This window comes from Pseudomonas citri (genome assembly GCF_025336485.1).
In the GTDB taxonomy this organism is placed as follows: Bacteria; Pseudomonadota; Gammaproteobacteria; order Pseudomonadales; family Pseudomonadaceae; genus Aquipseudomonas; species Aquipseudomonas citri.
On record NZ_JAODAB010000018.1, the window covers coordinates 16,831 to 30,737 of the forward strand.

At 61.2% G+C, this 13,907-nt stretch carries 15 protein-coding genes and 1 riboswitch; of the genes, 7 read left to right on the forward strand and 8 right to left on the reverse strand.

The genetic code is table 11. The annotated features are described in order from the left end of the window. Positions 1-7: 7 nt before the first annotated feature. Positions 8-1,864 (reverse strand): DUF1302 domain-containing protein, encoded by a 1,857-nt coding sequence (locus N4Q37_RS18835; RefSeq protein ID WP_260961046.1) that lies wholly within the window; start codon positions 1,862-1,864, stop codon positions 8-10. Between the two features lie 332 nt (positions 1,865-2,196). Beyond that, a complete protein-coding gene (locus N4Q37_RS18840; RefSeq protein ID WP_260961048.1) occupies positions 2,197-3,879 on the reverse strand; it encodes a fatty acid--CoA ligase in 1,683 nt (560 codons plus the stop codon). A 265-nt stretch (positions 3,880-4,144) separates the two neighbouring features. Here N4Q37_RS18840 and N4Q37_RS18845 point away from each other — a divergent pair, with 265 nt between their 5' ends. Together N4Q37_RS18845 and N4Q37_RS18850 are read left to right on the forward strand one after the other, a co-directional pair. Continuing rightward, positions 4,145-5,059, forward strand: coding sequence for a glycosyltransferase family 2 protein (locus N4Q37_RS18845; RefSeq protein WP_260961049.1), 915 nt, complete (start codon positions 4,145-4,147; stop codon positions 5,057-5,059). After that, positions 5,056-5,685 carry a CatB-related O-acetyltransferase gene (locus tag N4Q37_RS18850; protein WP_260961050.1) on the forward strand — a complete coding sequence of 210 codons (630 nt, stop codon included), beginning with the start codon at positions 5,056-5,058 and terminating at the stop codon, positions 5,683-5,685. Before N4Q37_RS18845 ends, N4Q37_RS18850 begins: the two co-directional genes overlap by 4 nt. A 15-nt stretch (positions 5,686-5,700) precedes the next feature. Here N4Q37_RS18850 and N4Q37_RS18855 read toward each other — a convergent pair whose 3' ends face one another. Further along, positions 5,701-6,330, reverse strand: coding sequence for a LysE family translocator (locus N4Q37_RS18855; protein WP_260961051.1), 630 nt, complete (start codon positions 6,328-6,330; stop codon positions 5,701-5,703). A gap of 114 nt (positions 6,331-6,444) precedes the next feature. Here N4Q37_RS18855 and N4Q37_RS18860 point away from each other — a divergent pair, with 114 nt between their 5' ends. From N4Q37_RS18860 to N4Q37_RS18870, 3 genes are all read left to right on the forward strand, one after another. Then, entirely contained in the window at positions 6,445-7,410 is a 966-nt protein-coding gene (locus N4Q37_RS18860; protein WP_260961052.1) for a 2-hydroxyacid dehydrogenase, read from the forward strand. 43 nt (positions 7,411-7,453) lie between these two features. After that, positions 7,454-8,452: a class I SAM-dependent methyltransferase gene (locus tag N4Q37_RS18865; protein ID WP_260961053.1), complete on the forward strand. Its 999-nt coding sequence runs from the start codon at positions 7,454-7,456 to the stop codon at positions 8,450-8,452. A 51-nt stretch (positions 8,453-8,503) separates the two neighbouring features. Beyond that, positions 8,504-8,627: riboswitch (yybP-ykoY riboswitch) on the forward strand. A gap of 89 nt (positions 8,628-8,716) precedes the next feature. Next, entirely contained in the window at positions 8,717-9,301 is a 585-nt protein-coding gene (locus tag N4Q37_RS18870; RefSeq protein ID WP_260961054.1) for a TMEM165/GDT1 family protein, read from the forward strand. A gap of 126 nt (positions 9,302-9,427) precedes the next feature. Here the strand turns inward: N4Q37_RS18870 and N4Q37_RS18875 are convergent, their stop codons facing one another. The 4 genes from N4Q37_RS18875 to N4Q37_RS18890 all read right to left on the reverse strand — a co-directional run bounded on the left by N4Q37_RS18875 (position 9,428) and on the right by N4Q37_RS18890 (position 11,647). Beyond that, entirely contained in the window at positions 9,428-10,243 is an 816-nt protein-coding gene (locus N4Q37_RS18875) for a M48 family metallopeptidase (RefSeq protein ID WP_260961055.1), read from the reverse strand. Between the two features lie 143 nt (positions 10,244-10,386). Then, positions 10,387-11,010: an SOS response-associated peptidase gene (locus N4Q37_RS18880; protein WP_260961056.1), complete on the reverse strand. Its 624-nt coding sequence runs from the start codon at positions 11,008-11,010 to the stop codon at positions 10,387-10,389. 179 nt (positions 11,011-11,189) lie between these two features. Continuing rightward, on the reverse strand, positions 11,190-11,453 hold the full coding sequence (locus tag N4Q37_RS18885; RefSeq protein WP_260961057.1) for a DUF2007 domain-containing protein: 264 nt from the start codon (positions 11,451-11,453) through the stop codon (positions 11,190-11,192). An 11-nt stretch (positions 11,454-11,464) separates the two neighbouring features. Next, positions 11,465-11,647, reverse strand: coding sequence for a CPXCG motif-containing cysteine-rich protein (locus tag N4Q37_RS18890; RefSeq protein ID WP_260961059.1), 183 nt, complete (start codon positions 11,645-11,647; stop codon positions 11,465-11,467). Between the two features lie 285 nt (positions 11,648-11,932). On the opposite strand from N4Q37_RS18890, the gene N4Q37_RS18895 reads away from it, so the two are divergent. After that, a complete protein-coding gene (locus tag N4Q37_RS18895) occupies positions 11,933-13,096 on the forward strand; it encodes a 1-acyl-sn-glycerol-3-phosphate acyltransferase (RefSeq protein ID WP_260961060.1) in 1,164 nt (387 codons plus the stop codon). Positions 13,097-13,147: 51 nt separating this feature from the next. Here the strand turns inward: N4Q37_RS18895 and N4Q37_RS18900 are convergent, their stop codons facing one another. Then, positions 13,148-13,432 carry a hypothetical protein gene (locus tag N4Q37_RS18900; RefSeq protein WP_260961061.1) on the reverse strand — a complete coding sequence of 95 codons (285 nt, stop codon included), beginning with the start codon at positions 13,430-13,432 and terminating at the stop codon, positions 13,148-13,150. 189 nt (positions 13,433-13,621) lie between these two features. On the opposite strand from N4Q37_RS18900, the gene N4Q37_RS18905 reads away from it, so the two are divergent. Further along, complete coding sequence (locus tag N4Q37_RS18905) at positions 13,622-13,828, forward strand: hypothetical protein (RefSeq protein WP_260961062.1); 207 nt, start codon at positions 13,622-13,624, stop codon at positions 13,826-13,828. The last annotated feature ends 79 nt before the right edge of the window (positions 13,829-13,907 follow it).

A 13,907-nucleotide genomic window follows, 5' to 3' on the forward strand; every position in this document is an offset into this window, starting at 1 on the left:
ACGGTGCTTAGAAGGTCACGCCGACGCTGAGCGCCAGGAAGTCGCGATCGTCCACGGTGCTGAAGTCGCCACCAAAGAAGTTGGTGTAGGCCAGGCTCGCGTTGTAGGTGTTCTGGTATTCGGCATCCAACCCGAGGCTGACGGCCTTGCGGCCCTCTTCGAAGTTGCCGCCAGGGCCTGGCGAGTAGCCTTTGACGTCATGGGACCAGGCCACGTTGGGCTTGAGGTTCACGCCGGCGAAGACGTCCGGGTATTCCCAGATGGCCCGTGCGCGATAGCCCCAGGAGGTGGCGGTGGTGAAGCCGTCGTTGTTGCAGTTGCTGTTGACGTTGCCGGCAGTCTGGCCGCCGCCTGCCGCAGTCGAGGCGTTGAGCGTATTGCAGAAGCCATTGGGCAGTTCCCCCGGACCGAACACCGGGTCACGGCCGTAGCGAGCATCCGATTTGCTTTCCAGGCCGCCCACATGGGTCACTCCGATTTCACCCACCAACGTCAGGCGACTGGCGCCCATGACCTGATCGAGGAAGTGGGTAAAGGTGGTTTGGAATTGGGTGATCTCCTTGCGCTGGTAGCCGTGCAAGTCCTGGCCCGGGGCGCCCTGGAGCACCGAGGCGTTGCCAAATCCCGTGATCGGTGTAACCCCAGCGAAAAGAATGTCGGTGGTGCTGAGCTGCACGGGTGCATTCGGCCGATAGCTCAGCTCGCCGCTCCACGCCGTACCAGTGGGCAAGGTGGTGGAGAAACTCAAGCCATACAGTCGAATGTCTTCGGGGTATTCAACGAAGTAATTGGAGTTGCCCGCCACGATCAGAGGACGCAATGCCGCCAATGGTCCCAACGGCATCGTATAGAACCGTGACGCCGCTCCCGTAGCACTGAAAATCGGCGCTCGGCTGTGATAGTTCATGAAGTAGGCACCGAACTCAGTGTCCAAAGGCTCGAACATGTACTTCATGGACGCGCCCCACTGGCCGCTGTCACGGGCGTCGCGGTCAGGACCACGACGGACCAGAACCCCTTCCTCATTGGCATCCACGCCGAGCGCGGTCAAGGTCGGCAAGGCAGCGCCAGGAATCCTGGAACGCTTATTCAACACCCGCAGATTATCCGTACACCCATCCGCAATCACATCCGGCTGCGAGAAGAACGTCCCACAGTTATCCACAACCGTCTGGTCCCACTCCAATTGGTAGAACGCCTCGGCCGACAGGTTGTCGGTCAGGCTCTGGGACACATAGAACATGTTGACCGGGATCAGGCCTTCCTTGATCTCGGCACCGGGGCGACGGAACGCGGACACGTCGACCGGGTTGATGGAGTTGATGCCGCCCTGGATGAAGGTACTTTCACCCCAGCTGACGACCTGCTTGCCCAGGCGCACCGAGCCCGGCTGATCGGCAATGGCGTAGTTGTGATACACGAAGGCATCGAGAATCTGCCCACCGGAAGACTTGGCGCCTTCCTTGCGGTTGCTGTCGCTGATGTCCTTGTACAGGCGATCCTCGTCCTTGAGTTCGAAGTCGTACCAGTACTTGCCCCGCACGAATACGCCAGTATCGCCGTACTTCAACTCCAGGTCGTGGATGCCCTTGAAGATCTTCGAGAAGGTTTCCCCGCGCTTGAAGTTCAGGTGACTGTCATCGGAGGTCTGTGAAAGGCCCCGGCCGCCATTGTTGACGCCGATCAGGTCTTTGTTCGGGTTGGCCGTGGACCAGCTTGCCCCCACCGACAAGGACGAATCGAACTGGCCTTCGATTTCACCGATGTTGAAACTGACGCCGAATGCCGGGCCGGCGAGCGAAGAGGCGAGACTGACCGCCAGAGGCAGTTTTGCCCGGCGCCAGAACGTGGTTGCTGAGGTCATCGACGCTACTCCATGTGCTTATTGTTATGGCGGATAGAACTTTCAAGAACACCTTGAGCGGCGGGAATGACATACCCCACCCTCCACCCAAAGCTGTGTCGCTCGCTTGGCACGAGCGTACCGTTTTTGAAATTTCTGACGCGGACTATAGCCAGCAGGTAGTACGGCTTGATCCCTCTAAAGTGTGATTTGCAGCCCGCGACCACTCTGGAATATTCCTTTCGCCAGGCCGACAGATGTCGGCCCGGCAAGGATGGCTGATTTTTACCGTTTGGCAAGGAAAACGCTGGCGTGAAGGCTCTGCCGCGCCCTTTTCAGGCACGGCAGAAGCGTTAGAGGGTCGACAGGAAAGTGCTGTTGTTGCTCTGCCATTCGGTGATGTCGACGCGGATGCGCTTTTTGTCGAGCTTGCCGACGCTGGTCTTGGGAATTTCTGTAACAAGGGCTATCTGATTCGGGATCGCCCACTTACTCAGGTGCCCCAGCTCAACGAACGGCTTGAGGTGTTCCTTGATCTCGCGCGCCCCGATCTGATGGCCTTCACGAACGATCACCAAGGCAAACGGCCGCTCGCCCCACTGCGGATCGGGAATACCGACCACTGCTACCTCGCGTACCGCCGGATGACGACTGATGAGGTCTTCCAGGTCCAGGGACGAGATCCATTCGCCACCGGTCTTGATGACATCCTTGATGCGATCACGGATGTCGATGAACCCCATGCTGTCGAGCGTGGCGACGTCGCCGGTGTGCAGCCAGCCACCAGCCCAGAGCTCGGCGCCCTTCTGCGGTTCGCGGAAATAACCTTCGGTGAGCCAGGGCGCACGCAACACCAGCTCGCCCTGGGTCTCGCCGTCGGCGGGCAGGAAACGGCCCTCGGTGTCGACGATGGCCGCTTCCACCAGAGGCCCCGGGACACCGGCCTTGATCCGGTAGGTGATGCGTTCGTCCTCGCTGCCGGCCATCAACTCCTCGTTAAGGTGGGCGCAGGAGATCAACGGGCCGGTCTCCGACATGCCATAGGCCGCCGTGAGCTGTATGCCCCGTGCCTTGGCCGCTTCGTACAGGCTACGGTTCAGGGCACTGCCACCGATGACGATTTTCCAACCGGCGAAATCGGTGCCCTGGGCGCCCTTGGCGTTGAGGAGCATTTGCAGGATGGTCGGCACACAGTGGGAAAAAGAAACCTTTTCCTTTTGCCACAACTGGACCAGGAACTCCGGGTCGTAGCGGCCCGGGTAGACCTGCTTGAGCCCGAGCATGGTCGCCACGTAGGGCAGGCCCCAGGCGTGGACGTGGAACATCGGCGTGATCGGCATGTACACGTCGTTGGTGCCGAGCAACCGCACGCTGTCGATGGCCCCCATGATGGTCGCCTCGCCCAGGGTGTGCAGCACCAGTTGGCGGTGAGTGAAGTACACGCCCTTGGGGTTGCCCGTGGTACCGGTGGTATAGAACATCGTGGCGACGGAGTTTTCGTCGAAGTCCTGGAAGTCGTAGACAGGACTGGCGGCGGCCAGCAGTTGTTCGTATTCGCCCACCAGGTCGGGCAGGTCGGCGGTTTTTTCCGGCAGGTCGGTCAGCAGCAGGGTTTTCTGCACCGTCGTCAGGTGCCCGGCAATCGCCTGGTACAACCCGACGAACTCGCTGTTGACCAACACGAAGCGGTCGTCGGCGTGGTTCATGGTGTAGACGATCTGCTCCGGCGAAAGACGCACGTTGACGGTGTGGATCACCGCACCGATCATCGGGATGGCGAACATGCATTCCAGGTAGCGATGGCTGTCCCAATCCATCACCGCCACGGTATCACCGGCCTTGACCCCGGCCTCGGTCAACACATTGGCCAGGCGCGCCACCCGCTCGATCAACGTCGGGTAGCTGTAGCGCAACTGGTCACGGTAGACGATCTCGCGGGTTTTCTCGTAACGCGTACCGGACATCAGCAGCCGCTTGATCAGCAGCGGGTATTGATAAGCACCTTCGGCTGGAGGAATAACGCGAGTCTGCAACATAAGCATCCCTTTTCTGACTGCACGGTCGTGTCTGGAAGTAAGAACTCTAGAGCGCTTATACACCGATCAAATCAGCCAAAGGAATGATTTGATACCCGCGCAAATACTAGCCTTTAGCCACACTTCTGGCGTTTTACAAACGTTATGCACTAACCCTTGCCAGAAGCGGATCCAAGGGCCAGCATACGTACCGCCCCTGTTACAGAAACCGTGACGGCTGAGCCCTCATGCACTCACCCGACGACACAGTCCTTTGCAGAGAACAATGAGCACCGAAACATCCCTCCCCCAGGCTGGCAGGACGCCAACGCCCCCCTTGGTATCGATCGTGGCGCCTTGCTACAACGCCGAGAAATACCTGGAGGAAGCGATGCACAGTCTGTTCGCCCAGGATTATCCGAACGTTGAAGTCATCGTGGTCGACGACGGCTCGACCGACAACAGCCTCGCCCTGCTCCGGCAGTTGCAGCAGACCTACGACTTCCAGTTGTATACCCAGGCCAACCAAGGCGTCAGCGCCGCGCTCAACCATGGGTTGAAGTACGCCAAGGGTGTCTACGTATCGACCCCGGACCTGGACGACGTGATGCTGCCCCACTCGATCCGAGTCCGCGCGCAATACCTGGACCAGCATCCCAGAGTGGGCTGTGTGGGCGCGTTGATCACCTACATCGACAGCGATGGCCGCGCCATCAAGGAGCAACGGCGCGACCAGATCAGGGTCTATGCCTTCGACGATATCCTGCGTGAAGCCACCGTGATCGGCGCACCGACGGCGTTGTATCGCATGAGCGCGCTGCAGGACGCCGGTTTCTACGACCCTCGGCTACGGGTCCAGGACTTTCAGATGACCCTGCGTATCGCCTACCAGGGCTACGACATTCATGAGCTGCCCATCTGCGTCACGCGCTATCGACGCCATCCCCATAACCTGTCGAGAAAATACCGGGTGATGCTGGAAGCTGACCTGCTGGCCATCGAACCTTATCGGGAGCATCCCGCCTATGGAGCAGCCCGCACGGCGCTGGTGCATAAGGCGCTGAAATACGCGGTAGTCGAAGACAAGAAGGAAGCCTGGGCGCTGTTACGCAGCATTCCGTGGAAATACCTGAACAAACTCAGCTTCAAGCGCTTCAAGCGATTGGTCTTGCATCGCACGCCGACAAGGCCCCGCCCATGAAGCTTCTCCAGAAACTCAAGGAGCGCCAGCAGCGAAAACGCCTCAAGCGCCTGGAAAAACTCGAAAGAGCGCCGGAAAAGATCCGCCTACGTTATCCGAACTATGAGATCGGCACCGGCACGTATGGCATTCCCGAGGTCATGGAGTTTGGCGACGACACGGTCCTCAAGGTCGGTTCCTACACGTCGATTGCCCAAGGGGTGAAGATCCTGTTGGGAGGCGGGCACCGCACCGACTGGGTCAGCACTTTTCCGTTCCCGCGGATCATCGACGAAGCCAGGCATATTCCCGGCAGCAATCCCACCAAGGGCGATGTGGTGATTGGCAGCGACTGCTGGATCTGCGCCGAAACGATGATCCTGTCCGGCGTGACCATCGGCCATGGCGCCGTGGTCGCTGCGAGCGCGGTGGTCACTCGCGATGTCGCACCTTATGCGATCGTCGGCGGCAACCCATGCCGTTTCATTCGCTGGCGCTTTGAGGAGCCGATGCGGCAAGCACTGCTCGAATCGGCGTGGTGGGAATGGCCGACGGAGGAAGTGAAGGCGATCTCGCCATTGCTGTGCAGCGACGACCTCGACGCCTTCCTGGCCTATGCCCGTGAACGCCAGCTCCGGTCCGTATGAGTCTTTCCGGCTCGGTCAATGCATTTCGGTAAACGCCAGTTTCACGCCGATGGCCACCAGCACCGCCCCCATGGTCCGGTCGAACCAATGCCCCATGCGGGCAAAACCGGCGCGCACCCGCTGCTGGCTGAACAGCATCGCCACCAGGCAGAACCAGACCGCTGTCGCCGCCGCCAGATAGACGCCGTAACCAGCCTGGACCGCCAGCGGAGTATGGGGATTGATGACCACGGTAAACAACGACAGGAAGAACAGCGTGGCCTTGGGGTTCAGGCCGTTGGTGACGAATCCCGCCGTGAACGCGCCGCGAGCCGTACGTTCGCCGGCCTCCTTGTGCAGGTCATCCTCGGTCGACTTGGCCGGTTGCGCCCGCAATGCCTTGAAGCCGATGTACAACAGGTAGGCCGCGGCGGCCCACTTCAGCGCGTTGAACAGCATGATCGATTGCGACACGATCAGGCCGATGCCCAGCAGCGAATAGCCGACATGCAGGAAAATCGCCGTGCCGACCCCCAGCGCGGTCCAGGTGCCGGCGCGCCGGCCATGGGTCACGCTTTCGCGCACCACTACGGCAAAATCCGGCCCGGGGCTGGCAACGGCCAGCAGGTGGATCAGGGCGACGGTGAGGAATTCGGTGAGGTACATGGGGGCTCCCGGGAGGACAGGCCTTGCCATATGAATACCGTGGCAAGGGCAGCCGATTCTTCTGATAGGCTCGCCACATTACGCCTTCGATTCTTGAGTTAAAAGGTACAGTTGATGACGAACACCGCCCGCGCCGTTTTCCTCGACCATCCCTCCCTGGACCTCGGTGATCTGGACCTGGAACCGCTGCGCAATTGCTTCAGCGAACTGCAACTGTTCGCCCGGACCACCCCGGACCAGGTGACCGAACGACTCAAGGGCGCCACAGTGGCGATCACCAACAAAGTGGTGATCGATGCGCAGGCCATGGCCGCCAACCCGGGGCTGAAGCTGATCCTGATCAGCGCCACCGGTACCAACAACGTCGACCTGGCTGCCGCCCGGCACCACGGCATCACCGTATGCAATTGCCAGGGCTACGGCACGCCCTCGGTGGCCCAGCACACGATCATGCTGTTGCTGAACCTGGCAACACGCCTGGCCGATTATCAGAAAGCGCTGGGCGAAGGTCGCTGGCAACAGGCATCGCAGTTCTGCCTGCTGGACTATCCGATCGTCGAACTCGAAGGCAAGACCCTCGGCTTGCTCGGCCACGGTGAGCTGGGCAGCGCCGTCGGGCGATTGGCCGAAGCCTTCGGCATGCGCGTGCTGTTGGGCCAGGTGCCCGGGCGCCCGGCTCGCCCCGATCGTTTGCCGCTGGACGAATTACTCTCGCAAGTCGATGCCCTGACTTTGCACTGCCCGCTCAACGAGCACACCCGGAACTTCATCGGCCCCCGGGAACTGGCGCTGCTCAAGCCCGGCGCCTTCGTGGTCAACACGGCACGCGGCGGCCTGATCGACGAACAGGCCCTGGCCGACGCGCTGCGCAGTGGTCACCTAGGCGGTGCCGCCACCGACGTGCTGAGCGTGGAGCCGCCCACCCACGGCAACCCCTTGTTGGCCGCCGACATCCCCCGGCTGATCGTCACGCCTCATAACGCTTGGGGCAGCCGCGAAGCACGGCAACGGATCGTCGGGCAAATGAGCGAAAACGCCCAGGGCTTTTTCACCGGTACAGCGCTGCGGGTCGTCAGTTGATAAACTGCCGCCTTTTTTTACCAGCTTTCTCAAGGAGCAGACCATGGACCCGCGCAGTGAAGTACTGCTTCGTCAGGCCGATTTATTCCAGGGTTCGGTCTTGCTGGTCGGCCTGCCTGCCGACGACCTGCTCGGCCGCCTGCCCGACGCCCATGGCTGGTGCTGGCATGCGGGCGATCAGGCCGCGCTGGAGGCCCGCTTCCCCGGACGCTGCCACTTTGGCGTCGAGGCACCACAGCGCGGATTCGACAGCGCCGTGGTGTTCTTGCCCAAGGCCAAGGACCTGACCGATTACCTGCTCAACGCCGTGGCCGCGCGCCTGGCTGGCCGCGAGGTGTATCTGGTGGGGGAAAAGCGCGCCGGCATCGAAGGTGCGTCCAAGCAGCTCAACCCGTTCGGCAAGCCGCGCAAGCTCGACAGCGCCCGGCATTGCCAGCTCTGGCAGGTCACCGTCGCCACGGCTCCCGAGGCCAAGCCCTTGCAAAGCCTGGCCCAGACCTACGAGCTGCCCCTGGCCGAAGGCCCATTGAAAGTAGTCAGCCTGCCGGGCGTGTTCAGCCACGGTCGCCTGGATCGCGGCACGGCGCTGTTGCTGGAACACCTCGACAAACTACCCAGCGGACACGTGCTGGACTTTGGCTGCGGTGCCGGTGTACTGGGGGCGGCGATCAAGCGTCGTTACCCGCACAACACGCTCACGCTGCTGGACGTGGACGCCTTTGCTGCCGCCAGCAGCCGCCTGACCCTGGCCGCCAACGGTTTGGAGGCCGAGGTTTTGACCGGTGACGGAATCGACGCCGCGCCCATGGGCTTGAACGCCATCCTGAGCAATCCACCCTTTCATACCGGCGTGCACACCGATTACCAAGCCACGGAGAACTTGTTGGTAAAAGCCGGCAAACATTTGAAAAACGGCGGCGAACTGCGACTGGTGGCGAACAGTTTCCTCAAGTACCAGCCATTGATCGAGGAACACCTGGGCTCGTGCGCGATCAAGGCCGAGGGTCAGGGCTTCCGCATTTACCAGGCCAAGCGCGGCTGAAACATCTTCTAGAAAACAGCACTTGCCCAATCGGTTTTGCCTAGGCAGAATCCGCTCCGTCCTAGGGGAGTAGTCTCCCACGAGCGCCCTGCTCGTCCGGCGTGCGTCAACATACTTGGTCCACAGACCATGGCGCATGCGACCCAAGCGGCCATTCAAAATGGTCGCTGGGTTTGACAAGACCTATGACACGCACACCTTACCCGGGGCGGGAAGGTTGTACGTGTCATAGCCGTGTCGACCCGCCCCTCTAGGAATCACCTGATGCTGGACTCTTTCCTCGTACCCACTGCCATCGTCGCCCTTGCCGAAATCGGCGACAAGACGCAACTGCTCGCGCTCATCCTGGCGGCTCGCTTTCGCAAACCCTGGCCGATCATCGCCGGCATCGTCGCCGCCACCCTGGCCAACCATGCGGCGGCCGGCGCCGTGGGCGCCTGGGTCGGCAACCTGTTCTCGGACGGAGTCTTGCACTGGATCCTCGCGGCCAGTTTCACCGCCACGGCGCTGTGGACCCTGGTTCCGGACAAGCTGGACGATGAAGAAACCAGCACGGCCCGCCGGTTCGGCCCGTTCCTGACCACCCTGATTGCGTTCTTCCTGGCGGAAATCGGCGACAAGACGCAGATCGCCACGGTGATGCTCGCCGCGCAATACTCGCATCTGTGGCTGGTGATCCTGGGCACCACCGTGGGCATGCTGATTGCCAACGTGCCGGTGGTATTGGCGGGTAACTTCGCCGCCGAGAAACTGCCCCTGAACCTGATCCGCCGCCTGGCCGCCTCGGCGTTTTTTGTGCTGGCTATCGTCGCGGTGTACAAGGCGATGCAGAGCAGCGGGTGGGTTTGAACCTATACCATTACCTTTAGCAGGGACAACTGTGGGGGCATAGCTTGCTCGCGATAAACGATGACGCGGTCTGATTGAGGTCTGCGTCGCCCTTGTCGCGAGCAAGCTTTGCTCCCACGACGAGCCTTACTTGCGCGCCTGTTGGTAAAGCGGCATGACCTTCGGAATCGCCGCCTGCAACGAAGCGATCCGGCTGCTCGACGACGGGTGGGTGCTCATGAATTCCGGTGGCGCGCCTTCCGATGCCTTGGCCATCTTGTTCCACAAAGTGATCGCGGCGTTCGGGTCGTAGCCCGCGCGGGCCGCCAGTTCGAGGCCGATCAGGTCGGCTTCGTTCTCGTTTTCACGGCTGTTGGGCAAGGTCATGCCGTAGTTGGCCACGGTGTCGGCCAGCGCCAGGCTGTCCTGACCCAGGCCGAACAAGGCGCCGGCCCCTTGCTTGGCCATTTCGATGCCATAGGCCTTGGACATGGCTTCACGGCCATGCTCACGCAGGGCGTGGGCGATTTCGTGGCCCACGATCGCGGCGATTTCAGCATCGGTAAGCTTCAGTTTGTCCATCAGCCCGGTGTAGAAAATGATCTTGCCGCCAGGACCGCAGTTGGCGTTGAGCTCGTCGCTCTTGATCAGGTTCACTTCCCAGTTCCATTGCGCCGAATCCGGGCGGAACACCGGAGCCTGGGCGATCAGTCGGTCGGAAATCGTCTGGAGACGCTTGGCATCGTTGCTGGTCTTGTCCAACACACCCTGGGTGTTCGCCTCGCCCACGGTCTTCTGATAAGACTGGGCATACATCTGGTTGACCTCCGCGCTCGACAGCATGCTGAACATGTACTGCTTGCGCTCCACGCCCACGGCTCCGCCGCTGGTGGTATTGACCGACTGGCAACCGGCGAGCAGCAAAGCCGCGCTCAGTGCACACACCCTCAATGTCTTGTTCATACAAAAAGAAGCTCCCTGGAAACATCGGCGTATCCTAGGCGTTGATGGATATCGGCGCCAGTGGCCTGTGTGGCCAATTCGAGGACTCAACTTCGGCGCCATCGAAGCGGCCCGCTCCGGGTCTGATCCGAAGGCCCGCAGACTCAAGCCGGAGTCAGGCACTCCGGCCCATTGAGTTTCGGATCATTGACCAGGTTGGCCAGGACCCGCTCGCGCAGTGGCGCCGGTTCGCTGGCCAACAGGCCTTGCAAGGCATGCAGGGGCGTCTCGGGATCGAGCCACAGGCGCTGGCCTTCTTCATCGAGAATCAACGGCCGGCGCTGGCCCGCCGCCGGCTGGGTAATGACTGCAGTGCTCAACCACACCTGTTCCTGCACCGGATACGCTTCCCAGATCGCGGCCAAGAACAGCGAGGAGCCCTCACCCGGCGTCAGCCAGTAGGGACGCTTGCGCGTCCCGCCACGCCATTCGTAGAAACCATTGGCCGGCAACAGGCAGCGACGCAGGCGCAGGGCTTCGCGGAACATCGGCTGCTCGGCCACGGTCTCCGCCCGGGCATGGGCCGGGGTGCGGGACAGGTCGGTCAGCCATGCCGGCGTCAACCCCCAGCGCGCTCGGGCCAGTTCGCGCCGGCCCTCGGCGTCGGCGCGCAATATCAGCACCGAATCATTGGGCGAGATATTCCATTGGGCCTTCTGGTCGGCAGGGAAGCCGGGCAAGGCCGCAAAGGCGGGATTCCAGCGAAACAGGGCATAACGTCCACACATGGGGCAACATGACTCTTGATCGAACGGCCGCCAGCCCGGGTTTTGTACGAAAAGTCGCCGAGCGGCTATCAGGCAAGGCTAAAACAGGCGAGGAAGCGGAGTTTACAGGTTGTAAATGAGCATTCCGAGCCTGTTTTCAACGCAGCATGATCGGCGCGCAGGCACTTTTCGTGCAAAACCTAACAGACCAGCGTGCCGCTGTAGTTATCCGGCGACTCATCGCCGGGCAGCGGCAGCGCGGCATTGTAGGCGGCGATCAGCTCCCGGGCGTATTGCGCCTGGGCGTCGTCCACCGCCAATCCCAGCAGGCCCTGCATCGGCAACTCGCCGACGGCGCCCAGCAGGTCACGGCCCACCAGGTGCGCCGTGATTCCCTCGCTGGCGAGCATGCCCTGCAGCAACTCGCCCTCCATCAGGCTTTCCAGCTCGTAGATCCTTTGCATGGACGCCCCCGTCAGTCGTTTTCGCCAAAGACTTCCAGATGCCACTCCTCGCCATGGACCTGCAGCACGAACGTCACTGGTTTACAGCAGACCTGACAGTCCTCGATGTAGGTCTGATCCCCTCCCGACAAGTCAACGGTCGTCTCGATTTCCTCACCACAGTACGGACAATCATAAAGAGCGGTTTCCAGCATCGCGGTCTCCCAGGTGACTTGTGCGTATAATCGCCGGTCTATTTGCAGGGCTATTGTTGCCTGGTGTGTCTTCCAGGTTTTGTACGAAAAGTCGCCGAGCGGCGATCAGGCAAGGCGAAAACAGGCGAGGAAGCGGAGTTGACTGGTTGTCAATGAGCATTCCGAGCCTGTTTTCAACGCAGCATGATCGTCGCGCAGGCACTTTTCGTACAAAACCTAGGCCATGCCCTGTCATTTTTTGATCCAACCTTTACTTACCCTAGCCGTTTCCAACAAGAGAGCATGATGGGCGAATTCGATGCCATCCGACCTTACGACGACAGCGAAGTCCCAGCGGTGCTGGCCCGGCTGCTCGGCGACAAGGCGTTTCTAGATATCCTCACCCACTTCCGCTTCCCGCGCCTGGCCGGCGCCTTCGGCTGGATGCTCAAACCTCTTATAGCGCAAAGATTGCGGCGTGAGTTCGCCGGTGTGACATCCGTGGCCACTTTGCAGGACAAAGTGGAGTTCTACGTCGACCACACCATCGAGCGCGCCACCGACGGCGTGACCTACACCGGAGTGGAGCAGTTCAAGTCCGGCAGTGCCTACCTGTTCATCGCCAACCACCGCGACATCGTCATGGACCCGGCCTTCGTCAACTACGCCGTCTATCACGCCGGCTTGCCGACGCCGCGCATCGCCATTGGCGACAACCTGTTGCAAAAACCTTTTGTCAGCGACCTGATGCGCCTGAACAAAAGCTTCATCGTGCACCGCTCCATCACCGGGCGACGGGAGAAAATGGCGGCGTACCAACTGCTGTCAGCGTACATCAACCATTCGATCCGCAACGATTGCGCCTCGATATGGATCGCTCAGGCCGAAGGACGCGCCAAGGACGGCGACGACCGTACCGAGTCGGCGATCCTCAAGATGTTCCATATGAGCCGCAAGGACGAGCCGTTCGGCGAGGTGATTCAGTCGCTGAACCTGACGCCGGTGTCGATCAGCTACGAATACGACCCGTGCGACCAGGACAAGGCCCGCGAGCTGTACATCCGCGCCACCACCGGTACCTACACCAAGGTTCCGGGCGAGGATGACGTGAGCATCGCCAAGGGCATCACCGGCTACAAGGGCCGGGTCCACGTGAACTTCGCCGCGCCGATTACCGAGCTGTTCGAGGACACCAAGCAACTGGCCCAGGAAATGGACCGGCAGATCCTTGGCGGTTATCGCCTGTTCCCGGTGCATTACCTGGCTTACGCCCAATGGGCCGACGCTGACCCGCAGCTACAGGTGCCGACGGCGGCCGAAGTGTTTGGTGCCGATGAATTGGCCAAGGCCCAGCAGGAATGGCAACGCCGGCTCGACGCCTGCCCGGCGGAACACCGGCCGTTTCTGGTGCAGCAATATGCGACGCCGGTGCGTAATCAACATCGGGTCAAGGCGGGGTTGGCGCTGTAATCGCCAAATCCGAAGAGTGAGCTCCCTTGTGGTAAGGGAGCTTGTTGTGGCTCAGCTGATTTGCGTGCTGATCCACGACACCAGCAACGCCAGCGCCAGGCAGCCAAAGCCGAACCGATAGAAGAACCGGTTCATGCGCTGGGTCGCCAGGTCCAGCAGCGCTTCGAAGCGTTCCTCGCCATTGCCGCTGCGTGTTTGCAAACTGGCTCGCGCCCGTAGTTCACGGCGGCGCGTCGCATGCAGTACCCAGCCGCCCGGGCAGGCAAACAGCAGCGCGAGCAGGTTGATCAGTTTGGCCGGGTGGGCAGCGAACAACGAAAGCAGATGCAGCGACATCACAAACCTCAAGCAAAACAGGCGGGACCTTCGGACAGGGCGCGGATTCTACCGAAAGCCGGCGACCCTGCCCCATTTTTTCCGACCTGTGGGAGCAGGACTTCGTTGCTGTGGGATTAATCTCCCCGTCACGGTTTCGTCATCTGGATAGGCCACCCTGTCGCCCTTCGACCCCGCACGGACCCCGTCATGCTCCACGCCGAAAACCAGGATCGTCTCTATCTCATCAGCCCGAGCGACGAGCAACAGAACCTTGTCGACAGCCTGTCGTTTAACGTCCAGGACCGGCATTGGCTGGTGTATTGCGCCCTGGGCGGCCATCCACATGAGGACCTGCCAGAGACCGACCTGCTGACCGGGATCAGCGTGCTGGAGTTGTATTCCCAGGCGGCGTGAAGAAATTGCTCTGTAAAAAGCTCTGTGGGAGCAAGGCTTGCCCGCGATGGCGGACAAGCCTTGCTCCCACAGGTTTTGC